The sequence below is a fragment of the Micromonospora sp. NPDC005324 genome (assembly GCF_040607155.1).
Lineage (GTDB): Bacteria > Actinomycetota > Actinomycetes > Mycobacteriales > Micromonosporaceae > Micromonospora > Micromonospora trifolii.
This window is the reverse complement of the sequence record NZ_JBEXGE010000009.1, coordinates 161,418-172,522: the sequence shown is the minus strand read 5'-3', so window position 1 is coordinate 172,522 and position 11,105 is coordinate 161,418. Positions and strand designations below refer to the sequence as shown.

General features: G+C 71.8%; 12 protein-coding genes. 2 read left to right on the top strand and 10 right to left on the bottom strand.

From position 1 onward, the window contains the following. Positions 1–110: 110 nt before the first annotated feature. Complete coding sequence (locus tag ABZS40_RS12485) at positions 111–305, bottom strand: hypothetical protein (protein ID WP_030487463.1); 195 nt, start codon at positions 303–305, stop codon at positions 111–113. A 372-nt stretch (positions 306–677) separates the two neighbouring features. Here ABZS40_RS12485 and ABZS40_RS12480 point away from each other — a divergent pair, with 372 nt between their 5' ends. Both ABZS40_RS12480 and ABZS40_RS12475 read left to right on the top strand, forming a co-directional pair. After that, positions 678–1,841 (top strand): CAP domain-containing protein, encoded by a 1,164-nt coding sequence (locus ABZS40_RS12480; RefSeq protein ID WP_354943387.1) that lies wholly within the window; start codon positions 678–680, stop codon positions 1,839–1,841. 116 nt (positions 1,842–1,957) lie between these two features. Then, on the top strand, positions 1,958–2,800 hold the full coding sequence (locus tag ABZS40_RS12475) for an endo alpha-1,4 polygalactosaminidase (RefSeq protein ID WP_354943386.1): 843 nt from the start codon (positions 1,958–1,960) through the stop codon (positions 2,798–2,800). Positions 2,801–2,955: 155 nt separating this feature from the next. On the opposite strand, the gene ABZS40_RS12470 is transcribed toward ABZS40_RS12475, so the two are convergent. From ABZS40_RS12470 to rsmD, 9 genes are all read right to left on the bottom strand, one after another. Beyond that, positions 2,956–5,175, bottom strand: coding sequence for an MMPL family transporter (locus tag ABZS40_RS12470; RefSeq protein WP_354943385.1), 2,220 nt, complete (start codon positions 5,173–5,175; stop codon positions 2,956–2,958). Positions 5,176–5,396: 221 nt separating this feature from the next. Further along, the gene (gene mutM / locus ABZS40_RS12465) at positions 5,397–6,254 is read right to left on the bottom strand and encodes a bifunctional DNA-formamidopyrimidine glycosylase/DNA-(apurinic or apyrimidinic site) lyase (protein ID WP_354943384.1); all 858 of its coding nucleotides are present in this window, start codon (positions 6,252–6,254) and stop codon (positions 5,397–5,399) included. Continuing rightward, complete coding sequence (gene rnc / locus ABZS40_RS12460; protein ID WP_354943383.1) at positions 6,247–7,170, bottom strand: ribonuclease III; 924 nt, start codon at positions 7,168–7,170, stop codon at positions 6,247–6,249. Before rnc ends, mutM begins: the two co-directional genes overlap by 8 nt. After that, entirely contained in the window at positions 7,167–8,150 is a 984-nt protein-coding gene (locus ABZS40_RS12455) for a phosphate acyltransferase PlsX (protein ID WP_238681234.1), read from the bottom strand. Before ABZS40_RS12455 ends, rnc begins: the two co-directional genes overlap by 4 nt. A gap of 114 nt (positions 8,151–8,264) precedes the next feature. Continuing rightward, entirely contained in the window at positions 8,265–8,438 is a 174-nt protein-coding gene (rpmF, locus tag ABZS40_RS12450) for a 50S ribosomal protein L32 (RefSeq protein ID WP_030335284.1), read from the bottom strand. A gap of 5 nt (positions 8,439–8,443) precedes the next feature. Next, a complete protein-coding gene (locus tag ABZS40_RS12445; RefSeq protein ID WP_110562455.1) occupies positions 8,444–9,007 on the bottom strand; it encodes a YceD family protein in 564 nt (187 codons plus the stop codon). 109 nt (positions 9,008–9,116) lie between these two features. Beyond that, on the bottom strand, positions 9,117–9,614 hold the full coding sequence (locus tag ABZS40_RS12440) for a hypothetical protein (RefSeq protein ID WP_030335287.1): 498 nt from the start codon (positions 9,612–9,614) through the stop codon (positions 9,117–9,119). A gap of 239 nt (positions 9,615–9,853) precedes the next feature. Next, positions 9,854–10,336 carry a pantetheine-phosphate adenylyltransferase gene (gene coaD, locus ABZS40_RS12435; protein ID WP_030335289.1) on the bottom strand — a complete coding sequence of 161 codons (483 nt, stop codon included), beginning with the start codon at positions 10,334–10,336 and terminating at the stop codon, positions 9,854–9,856. After that, positions 10,333–10,896, bottom strand: a complete 564-nt coding sequence (gene rsmD, locus ABZS40_RS12430; RefSeq protein ID WP_354943382.1) for a 16S rRNA (guanine(966)-N(2))-methyltransferase RsmD — start codon at positions 10,894–10,896, stop codon at positions 10,333–10,335. The genes coaD and rsmD overlap by 4 nt, the downstream gene beginning before the upstream one ends. Between the last annotated feature and the right edge of the window lie 209 nt (positions 10,897–11,105).

Below are 11,105 nucleotides of genomic sequence, written 5' to 3'. Positions count from 1 at the left end.
TGATCATGAATCGTCGGCGCCGAAAGGGTGCCGGACAGTGTTGCGCGCCGGCACAGAGGTGTCGGCGCGCATTTTTGCGGTGGTGCTATTCAGTTTTTACGACCTGGAGATCAGGTCAGCGCCGGCTCGGCCAGACGGAGCAGATCGTCCGCCTCCGCCGCAGCCGCCGCGAGCCGATCATTGTCGGCACGCAGACGCGTGATCTCGAACTCCAGTGCCTGAACCCTGGAACGCAGTCGGGTGACCTCGTCGAGCAGACGCCGGTCGGGCGCTGCACCTACGTGGCCGTAGAGGGCCTTCGCCATGCTGACTCCTTGATATGCGCTGCCGGAAAGGCCGGCCAACGCGCGCCCAATTCATACGCGGCTGTCATTCCAGGTTGTATCTGGGCATGACCGGGCGCGACTGGCGACACCTATATATTGAGCCGCAAACCCCTCCTTCGTCAAGTTCTCGCAGGCCGTAGATCATCTCTACGTCGACCTGTCCACTTGTCGGGGGGCTGCCGCAAGGCACGGACACTCTCTGTCCGGACGCCTTTACTGTACGCCCGGATCTGCGGAAGTCCGCACCCTGGCGTCCGACTTCCCCTTAACTCTTTCTTAGCCACGTTGCCGCAGGTCGTAGGCGCGCCGTAGCGTCACCCCGGCCCGCAACCAACCCCTGGAGGCATAGGCGTGTACGGCTGGACCGATCCGATGGACCCGAACGGCGCACCCCGGCGCGCCGAGGGGCCGACCGACGAGCCGGCCTGGCTGCACGACCGCCCGGAGCCCCGCTCGGCCTACCTCTTCGGCGACGAGCCCGGTCAGCCGGGCGACGAGTGGCACCGGGAGCAGCCCTCCGGCGGCCGGCAACCGGACCGGGCGATCCCCGCCGACGCAGCCGACGCCCACACCGCCGCCTGGGCGGCCCACCAGCCGGAGGGCGGGACCGGCGACCGGGGCGACAGCCACCCGGCCCAGGACACCAACGGCGGCCGGAGCGCCGAGACGCCCGGCGGCTGGCACACCGACACCGACCCGGAGACCACCAACGGCTGGCGCGGCGCCGCCGAGACCGGACGGCCCGGCGAGGGACGGCACCGCTCCCCACGCCGCTGGCGCCGGCCGCTGATGATCGGGGGCGCCGCCGCGGCCGCCACCCTCGTGGTGAGCTTCGGCGTCGGCGCTCTGACCCTGCCCGGCGGTGACGACGGAGCCGCGCAGCCGACTGCCGTCGACGACTCCTTCGCCACGTCGGCCGCGCCGACCGGGGAGCCGGCGCTGGACACCCTCGCCGCACCCTCCCCCTCCACCATCCCCAGCCCGGCGTCTGCGAGCCCGTCGCCGACCAAGGTCGTCAAGCCCACACCGGCGACGTCGCGGAGCACCGCCGCGTCGCGCCGCAGCGTCGAGCGCAGCACCGCGCCGAGCAACACCGGCAGCTCCACTGGTTCCAACGGCTCCAGCGGCTCCGTCAGCGCTCAGGCCCGCGAGGTGGTGGACCTGGTCAACGCCGAGCGCGCGAAGGCCGGCTGCAAGGCGCTGAGCATCGACGACAAGCTGATGACGGCCGCCCAGCGGCACAGCCAGGACCAGGCCGACAGCCAGAACATGTCGCACACCGGCAGCGACGGCAGCAACGCCGGCACCCGACTGGACCGGGTCGGCTACACCTGGCGCACGTACGGCGAGAACGTGGCCTGGAACCAGAAGAACCCGGCCGCGGTGATGGACGCCTGGATGAACAGCTCCGGCCACCGGGCCAACATCCTGAACTGCGCGTTCACCGAGATCGGCGTCGGCATCGCCAACAGCAACGGACCGTACTGGACGCAGGTCTTCGCGGCGCCGCGCTGACCGCGCGTCGTTCCCGCCCCCGCGCTCGTTGACCCGGTGAGGTACGTCGGGCCGGAGCGTGGGGGCCGCGTACCGGTGTGGGCGGCGACCGGCCGTCCGGGACCCGGGAGCTGCCGATGCGGATCCGGCCGCGGCGACACGTCGCCGTACGCCCACTGCGCCGCGTCCTGTCCGCCAGCGTCGCCGTCGTGCTGGTGGTGCCGGCGTACGGGTGCCGGCCCGCGCTGACCCCGCCCGGCGCGCCCACCGCGTGGCCGGCGACACAGGCCCGGCACTGGCAGTGGCAGTGGCAGCTCAGCGGCCCGCTCGACCCGGCGGTGGACGCCCATGTCTTCCTGCTCGACCCGGTGGCCACCACCGCCGCACAGACCGCCGAGCTGCGCTCCCGGGACCGCCGGTTGATCTGCCAGGTGAACGTGGGATCCGTCCGCTCCGACGACCCGGACGCCAGCCGGTTCCCGGAGATCGTTCGGGGCGCCGCCGGGCGTCGCCCCGACAGCCGGTGGCTGGACGTCCGGAGTTGGGACGCGCTCCGGCCGGTGCTGGCCGACCGGTTGCGGCTCTGCCGCGGCAAGGGCTTCGGCGCGGTGGCTCTCTTCGACGCCGACGGGTACGCGGCGCGCACCGGCTTTGCGCTCGACTTCGACGACCAACTGCTGTTCAACCGCCGGCTGGCCGAGCTGGCCCGCTCGCTGAGCCTCTCCCCGGGGCTGGTCAACGACGTGCCGCAACTCGCCGCGCTGGCCCCGGACTTCGACTTCGCGGTCAACGAGGAGTGCGTCCGGCTCGCCCAGTGCGCCAAGCTGCTGCCGTTCAGCGACTCCGGCAAGCCGGTCTTCCACGTCGAGTACACCGGCTCGACTGACGACTTCTGCGTCACCACCGTCGGCTACGGCTTCGCGTCGATCCGCAAGGACCGCACGTTGGACGCGTCCCGCGAACCCTGCCCCCTGCCCTAACCCGCCCCGCCCTCGCCCTCGCCCTCGCCCTCGCGATCTTGCACCTTCTGTCGCTCAAATGCCGCGGTTGACCCGCTTTGTCGCGACAGAATCTGCAAGATCGACGGGGCAAGGGGGGCGCAAGGGCGGGGCGGGGCGGGGCGAGGGGGTGGCGGTCAGGGCACCGGGACCAGTTCCGGGGTGGGGGCGGGCGGGTCGGTGGGCGCGGGTGCCGGGCGGGGGCGCAGGAAGCGCGGGGCCCACCAGTTGGCGTCGCCGAGCATGGTCATCAACGCCGGCAGCACCACTCCCCGGATGATCGTGGCGTCCAGCAGGATCGCCGCCGCCAGACCGATGCCGAGCTGCTTCATGTCGATGGTGCTCAGCGTGGCGAAGATCGAGAAGACCCCGACCATCACGATGGCCGCGCTGGTCACCACCCCGGCCGACGAGGTGATCCCGTACGACACGGCGTCACGGTTGGGTAGGCCGGACCGGACGCCCTCGCGGATCCGACTGACCACGAACACGTGGTAGTCCATCGAGAGGCCGAAGAGCACCACGAACAGGAACAGCGGCAGCCAGGACACGATCGCGCCCATCGACGTGAAGCCGAGCAGTCCCTGCGCCCACTCGCCCTGAAAGATCAGCACCAGCAGGCCGTACGCGGCACCGGCGGAGAGCAGGTTCAGCGCTATCGAGCTTGCCGCGATCACCACCGACCGGAAGGTGAACGTCATGACCAGGAAGGTCAGCACCAGCACGAAGCCCATGACCAGCGGCAACTTGTCCCGGACGTGCTGGGCGTAGTCCTCGCTGTCGGCCACACCCCCGCCCACCGCGTACTCGATGCCGGGAATGCCGCGCAGCTCGGCCGGGACCAGGTCCCCGCGCAGCTTCTCCAACGACTGCACCGACCGGTCGTCCCGACTGGCGTACGGGGTGGGGACGTCCAGCACCGAGACCCGCCGGTCGGCCGACACCTCGATCTTCGGGCCGTCCGCCTCGGCCGGGGCGAACAGCGGATCGCCGGCCGCCCGGGTGGACAGGCCGGTGAGGGCGGCGCGCACCCGATCGGCCTGGTCGGCGGGCGCCCGGACGGCCACCACGTGATTGGTGCCGGCGCTCGGGAAGGCGGCGGTGAGCCGGTCGTACGCCTGCATCGCCGGAGTCGTGCGGGGCAGGTCCTCCATGCCGGGGAACTTCAGCTTCATGCCGAGCGCCGGCGCGGCCAGCGCGAGCAGCAGCCCGACCGAGATGACAAGCGTCGCCACCGGCGCGCGCAGCGCGGGTCGGAGCACCGCCGGCCACAGCCGGGGCGCGCGGGGCTCGCCGTGCCGGCCGGTACGCGGCGCGGTCAGTCGCCAGAGCAGCGGCACCCGGGGCCGGTCCACCCAACGGCCGAGCCGGGCCAGCAGGGCGGGCAGGACGGTCAGTGAACCGGTCACCGCGACGGCCACCACGAGGATCGAGCCGATGGCGAGGGATGAGAAGACCACGTCGCCGGCGAGCAGCAGCCCGGCCATCGAGATGATCACGGCGAAGCCGGAGACCACCACGGCGTGCCCGGAGGTCTCCGCGGCGATCTCCACCGCGTCCAGACCGGACCGACCCTTGGCACGTTCCTCCCGCTCCCGACGGATGTAGAACAGCGAGTAGTCCACGCCGACCGCCATGCCGATCAACAGGATCACCGGTGCGGTGGTGTCGGTGGCCGGCACCAGGTGCGAGGCGAGAGTGGACAGACCCATCGCGGCGGCGACCGAGGAGAGTGCCAGCAGCACCGGTACGCTCGCCGCGATCAGCGCACCGAACGCGATGATCAGGATCGCCAGGGTGACCGGCAGACTGAGCAGCTCGGCGCGCTTGAAGTCCTTGCCCAGGGTGTCGTCGAGGGCCTGACCGATCGACGGCCCGCCGACCTGCTCGACGCGCAGCCCGGGGTACGCGGCCTGCACGCTGGCGGTGGCGTCGCGCAACGGCTGCACCCGATCCGAGGCTGTCTCCGGGTCACCCGACATGGTGATCGGCAGCAGCAGTGCCGAGCCGTCCCCCGCGGTGACCGGCTGGCCCACCCCGGCCACCCCGGCGACCGTACGCAGCCGGGCCGCCGCGTCGTCGGCCGCCGCCTTCGCCGCCGCCGGGTCCAACGCGCCACCCCGGGAGGTGATGAGGACGTTGTCCACGGCCGGGTCGTCGAAGTCACCGGCGTCCACGATCAGGCTGGCCCGCCCCGCCTCGCCGATCGCCTGGTCGCCGCTGGTGGCCTCGTTGAGTCCGGCGGCGCTGCCGCCGACGAAGCACACCGCCACGAACACGGCCCACAGTGCGATCGCCCGCCACGGGTGCTCGGCGCTCCACCGCGCCAGCCGCACCGTCACCGGTCTTCTGCCCATCTCGGGTCCCCCTGTCACGTCAACCCCCTGTCAACTGTGCTGACGCTAGGTGCGTGACGAGGCGGTCACATCGGGGATCGACCCGGGCCCACCCCTGGAACCACCGGACCGGGAGCGGGGGTGCCGTCGTCCGGCGTCGGCCCGCGATCCGGACGTACACCGGGGTCCATCCCGGAGCGACAGGCCGCGACCCGCCGGCATCGCCCCGAGCCGGCTCCGGGTCATCCCCGAAGGGAACCCCGGGGCCGTGGCTGACAGTGCGGGCAGCTGTACGAGGACCGGTTCATGAACGCCTCACGGCGGATCGGCGCGCCGCACCGCCCGCACGGCTCGCCCTCGCGGCCGTAGGCGTTGAGCGCCCGGTCGAAGTAGCCACTCTCACCGTTGACGTTCACGTAGAGGGCGTCGAAGCTGGTGCCGCCCTCGCTGATCGCCTCGGCCAGCACGTCGCGGACGTGACCGAGCAGGCGCTGCGCGGCAGGGCCGGTCAGCGCGTCGGTGGGTCGGCCGCCGTGCAGCTTGGCGCGCCAGAGCGCCTCGTCGGCGTAGATGTTGCCCACCCCGGAGATCAGGGTCTGGTCGAGCAGCGCCCGCTTCACCTCGGTGTGCCGGCGGCGCAGCGCCGCGACGAACGCCTCGTCGGAGAACTCCGGGTCCATCGGGTCGCGGGCGATGTGCGCGATCTCGTCGGGCAGCTCGGAGCCGCCCTCGCTCACCGAGAGCCCGCCGAACGTGCGCTGGTCGACGAATCGCAGCTCCGGGCCGTCGTCGCTGAACCGGAACCGGACCCGCAGGTGGGTCTCGTCCTTCGTGCCGGGTGGCTGGAGCAGCAGCTGACCCGACATACCGAGGTGCCCGACGATCGCGTCACCGCTGTCCAGTGGCAGCCACAGGTACTTGCCCCGACGACGGGCGTCCAGCACCGTCCGGCCGGCGAGCACGTCGGCGAAGTGCACGTCGCCCGGAGCGTGCCGGCGGACCGCACGCGGATGACGAACCTCGACGGAGGCGATCCGACGGCCGACGACCCACTGGGCCACCCCCTGTCGGACGGTCTCCACCTCGGGCAGCTCAGGCACGCCGCCGACCCGTCTCGTGACCGTCGGCGCCCCCGGCCGGCAGCGCCTGCGCCAGGTGGTCGGCCTGCTCGGCCTGAGCCGCCCGCTCGGCGCGCTCCAGCGGCCCGAACGGCTCGTCCCGGTCCGCCGAGTCGTCCCGACCGATCGGCTGCTCCTGACGGTCGTCGCCGGCCCGACCGTCCTGGCCGTCGTCGCCGTTCTGACCGTTCTGCTCGGCGAGCGTCCGCCAGGCGGCCTCGGCGGCCCGCTGCTCGGCCTCCTTCTTGCTGCGCCCCTCGGCGCCGCCGTACCGGTTGCCGGCCACCACCACCCAGGCGGTGAACGTCTTGAGGTGATCCGGGCCGGTGCCCTCGATCCGGTACTCCGGGACGCCGAGCCCGAGCGCCGCCGTCAGCTCCTGGAGGCTGGTCTTCCAGTCCAGTGCTGCCCCGCGACCGGCCGACTCGGCCATCAGCGGGTCGAAGAGCCGGTGGATGACGATCCCCGTGGTGTCCAGGCCGTACTGGAGGTAGATCGCGCCGAGCAGGGCCTCGAGCGTGTCGGCGAGGATGCTCGCCTTGTCCCGGCCACCTGTCGTCTCCTCACCCTTGCCGAGCAGCAGGTACGCGCCGAGCCCGTCCGGGCCCAGACCGCGGGCCACGTCGGCGAGCGCCCGCATGTTGACCACGCTGGCCCGCAGCTTGGCCAACTGCCCCTCGGGCAGATCCGGGTGGTTGTGGAAGAGCGCTGTGGTGATCACCACGCCGAGCACCGAGTCGCCGAGGAACTCCAGCCGCTCGTTGGTCGGCAGCCCGCCGTTCTCGTACGCGTACGACCGGTGGGTCAACGCGCGCTGGAGCAGCTCGGGTTCCAGGCTCACTCCGAAGGCGGCTTCCAGGTGACCGACGGACGCCCGCCGCCGCTTGTCGTTGCTCATGTGCGTACCTCGGTGTCGGTGGAGCGGTCGGTGCGATCCGTCGCGGCGTCGCGGTCGAGCAACGCGGAGACCAGATCGGTGGCGCGCCGCCGCCACAGGTGGGCGGCGAGAGCTATGCCGGAGGCGACGTCGTCGGCGCGGGCGGACCCGTGACAGACGACCACCGTCCCCGCGACGCCCAGCAGGGCCGCCGCGCGGGGCGCGCCGCCCTGGGCAGGTGGGCCGCCGGCCATCGCGTACGCGCCCTCGATGGCCTTGAGCAGCACGTTACCGGTGAAGCCGTCGGTGACGACCACATCGGCGCGTGCGCCGAGGGCCACGTCGTACCCCTCGACCAGGCCGATGTAGCGCGCTCCGCCCGGCAGCGGTTCGACGGCGAGCAGGGGGTCGGTGGCGCGGCGGACCCGGTCGCCCTTGCCGGCCTCGGTGCCGACCGAGAGCAGCCCGACCCGTGGCGCGGCGATCGAGTGGGCCACTGCCGCGTACGCGGCGCCGAGCACGGCGTGGCGGGCGAGGGTGGCCGGGCGGGGTTCCAGGGAGCCGCCGACGTCGAGCAGCACGACAGGCCCCGCGACGGCGGGCAGGGTGGCGGCCAGCGCGGGTTGGCGGATCTCCGGCGAGCGGCCGAGGCCGAGCACGGCCGCGGTGACGGTGGCGCCGGTGGCACCGGCGGAGACCAGGGCATCGGCGGTCCCATCCCGGACGGCGGTGACCGCGGCCCGGACGGTGCTCTCGGAGCGGGCGGCGCTGGGATGGTCGGCCATGCCGACGACATCGCGGACGGGCCGCACCGTGATCCGGGCGCGTTGCGCCGGATCGAGGGCAGCAATCAGCTCGTCGGCGACCTCGGTCGGACCGACGAGAAGCAGATGCAGGTCAGGGTCGGCGCGCATGGCCCGCAGAGCGCCGTCAACCACGACGGCGGGAGCGTCGTCCCCGCCGAGGAGGTCAACGGCGATCCGCGCGGCGCCCGGCTCCACCGGAACGCCGGCCGGATTGGGCCGGCCGGCGTCGGAGGGAGCCGGAGCACCGGGCGAATGCCAGGATGCGCGCGCCGCCCGACCTGGGGTCGGGGGCGTCACTCGGCGTCCAGGTCAGACCTCGAGAACCTGGCGGCCGTTGTAGGTGCCGCAGACGGAGCAGGCGGCGTGCGGCAGCTTCGGGGACTTGCACTGCGGGCACGCAACGGTCGCGACCACTGTCGCCTTCCAGTTCGCCCGGCGGGACCGGGTGTTGCTGCGCGACATCTTGCGCTTCGGGACGGCCACGGTTCTTACTCCTCTGTAACGGTCAGTTGCGACAGGCCCGCCCAACGCGGGTCGATCTGCTGGTGACTGTGGTCGGCCGGCAGATCGTCCCAGTGCGCCCCGCATTCGGGGCACAGTCCTGGGCAGTCCTCCCGGCAGAGCGGGTTGGTCGGCAGCGTGAGCACCAACGCGTCCCGCAGCGCCGGCTCCAGGTCGATCAGATCGCCCTGCATCCGGCCCACCTCGTCCTCGTCGGTCGTGGCGTCCGTGGTGCTGTCCTCGTACGCGTACAGCTCCTGGATCGTCACGCCCATCGAGTCGTTGATCTCGCGCAGGCAACGGCCGCACTCGCCCCGGACGGGACCGGTGATGGTCCCGGAGACGAGCACGCCCTCGGACACCGACTGCAACCTCAGATCGAGGTCGAGGTCCGCGCCCTCCGGCACGCCGATCAACTCCACACCGAGGTCCGCCGGTGCCGGCACGACCCGCTGGACCTCACGCAACGCGCCAGGGCGACGCGGCAGGTCCCTCGTGTCGAGGACCAGCGGCGACCTGGGGTTGAGTGTCGATGGCGAGTGCTTGGGCATAGTTAGACTCCGGCCGGTGAGAGGCCGACAAAAAAGGTTACCTGGGCGACCGCCGGACCGTCGAACCGGGGGCGACGCCCGCCTGAGAAGTCGGCTGGTGAGGTGCCGCTCAGAAGGGTAGCGGGCGTTCCGCCTCATCCCCAGCGAAGGTGCCGATCTCTCGCAGCGCGTGCATCTTGTCCCGGCCGCGCTCTATCGAGGCCAGCGCCCGGGTGAGGAACTGCTCGAAGTTGGCCAGCGCGGTGTCGACGTAGTCGTCGACCTCCTCACGCAGCCGCTGGGCCTCGGCGCGGGCCTCCCCGATGATCCGGGCGCCCTCGTGCTCGGCCGACACGGTGATCTCGTTCACCGAGACCAGGCGGGCGTGTTCTGCCTCACCCTCGCTGATGATCCGGTCCGCCTCGCGCTTGCCGGCTTCCATGATTTTGTCGCGCTCCTCCAGGAGCGCGGCGGCGCGGCGCAGGTCGGCGGGGAGATCAGCACGCATCTCATCGAGGGCAGCGATCATCTCACCCCGGTCGACCATGCAGTTGTTGCGCGACATCGGGACGGAGCGGGCCTGCTCCAGGATGGCGATCAGTTCGTCGATGCGATCGAGCGGGTCCACCGGCTACCTCACTCCTGTCGTTCGTCGGCCGACCTCCATGATGCGGGCTACGGCCGTTCCCCGCGCCACCAATCATGTCGTGCCCGCCCCACCGCCGCCCCACTCACCCCAACCCGGCGAGTCGCGACATAGTCACCCCCGGCTTCCACCGCGCCGATCTTGCACTTTCCGTCGCGCCAAACCACGTCGAAAAGGGCGATTCGGGCACCATAAGTGCAAGATCGCGAGGGTGGAGGGGGCTAGCGGCGAGGGCCCAGGCGGGCCTGGAGGGCTTCGCGGACCGGGTCGGGGACGTGGGCGGAGATGTCGCCACCCCACTTGGCCACGTCCTTGACCAGGCTCGACGAGAGGAACGAGTAGAGCGGGTTGGTCGGCATGAAGAGCGTCTCGACGCCGGCCAGACCGATGTTCATCTGGGCCATCTGCAACTCGTAGTCGAAGTCGCTGACCGCCCGCAGACCCTTGATCAGCACACTGGCCTGCTGAGCCCGGCAGAAGTCCACCAGCAGCCCTCGGAACGACTCGACCCGCACGTTGCCGTACGACGAGGTCACCTCGCGGAGCATCTCGATGCGCTCCTCGACGGTGAACAGGCCACTCTTCGACTGATTCACCAGCACACCGACGATCACCTCATCGAAGAGCCGGCTGGCCCGCCCGATGATGTCGAGGTGTCCGTTGGTGACCGGGTCGAACGAACCGGGGCACACCGCACGTCTCATGATCGGCGACCGTACCAAAGGGTGGTCTCGCCGTAACGGCGACTGCGATCGGGGGTGATCCCGTCCACCCAGTCGAACTCCCTGGTGCGACGGGACCGCTCCACCACCACCAACGCGTCGGGCGCCAGCCAGCCGCCGTCGACCAACGCTGCCAACAGCGCGGTGATCTCCTCGTCCGGCACGGCGTACGGAGGGTCGGCGAAGACCACGTCGTACGGCTCGCCGTCCGGTCCGGCGGCCAGCACCGTCGCCACCTTGCCGGAGACCAGACGGGCCGCCGGACCGGCACGGAGGGCCGCCACGTTCTCCCGGATCACCCGGGCCGCCCGCGGGTCGGACTCGACCAGCAACACGTGCCGAGCACCCCGGGAGAGCGCCTCCAGGCCGACCGCGCCGGAGCCGGCGTACAGGTCCGCGAAGCGGGCGCCATCGAGATCGACAGCGGCCTGGACGGCACTGAACAGCGCCTCCCGAACCCGGTCCGAGGTGGGGCGGGTGCCAGCGCCGGGCGGCGCGGCGATGCGCCGGCCACCGAGGGTCCCGGCCACGATCCGGGTCACCGTTTCCTCCTGCTCATGCCCGCGACGCTACGCGATGGGGCGCGGACCCGGTCAGCACGGCGCGGATCCGGTGAGCTGGCCGGCGGCGACTTCGCGGAGCACCTGAGCAGCCCCGACGGTTCGGAATCCACAGTGGAGCCTTGGCGGGCGGACCGTCCCCAGTGATCGGACCAACACCTTCGGTATATCAAAGATCACGAATCGACTAC

What these genes read in the sequence shown, in the direction of transcription:
- ABZS40_RS12445 (WP_110562455.1), bottom strand. Translation starts at nt 9,007, where the DNA reads ATGCCCAAGCACTCGCCATCGACACTCAACCCCAGGTCGCCGCTGGTC.
- rnc (WP_354943383.1), bottom strand. Translation starts at nt 7,170, where the DNA reads ATGAGCAACGACAAGCGGCGGCGGGCGTCCGTCGGTCACCTGGAAGCC.
- ABZS40_RS12475 (WP_354943386.1), top strand. Translation starts at nt 1,958, where the DNA reads ATGCGGATCCGGCCGCGGCGACACGTCGCCGTACGCCCACTGCGCCGC.
- coaD (WP_030335289.1), bottom strand. Translation starts at nt 10,336, where the DNA reads ATGAGACGTGCGGTGTGCCCCGGTTCGTTCGACCCGGTCACCAACGGA.
- ABZS40_RS12470 (WP_354943385.1), bottom strand. Translation starts at nt 5,175, where the DNA reads ATGGGCAGAAGACCGGTGACGGTGCGGCTGGCGCGGTGGAGCGCCGAG.
- ABZS40_RS12485 (WP_030487463.1), bottom strand. Translation starts at nt 305, where the DNA reads ATGGCGAAGGCCCTCTACGGCCACGTAGGTGCAGCGCCCGACCGGCGT.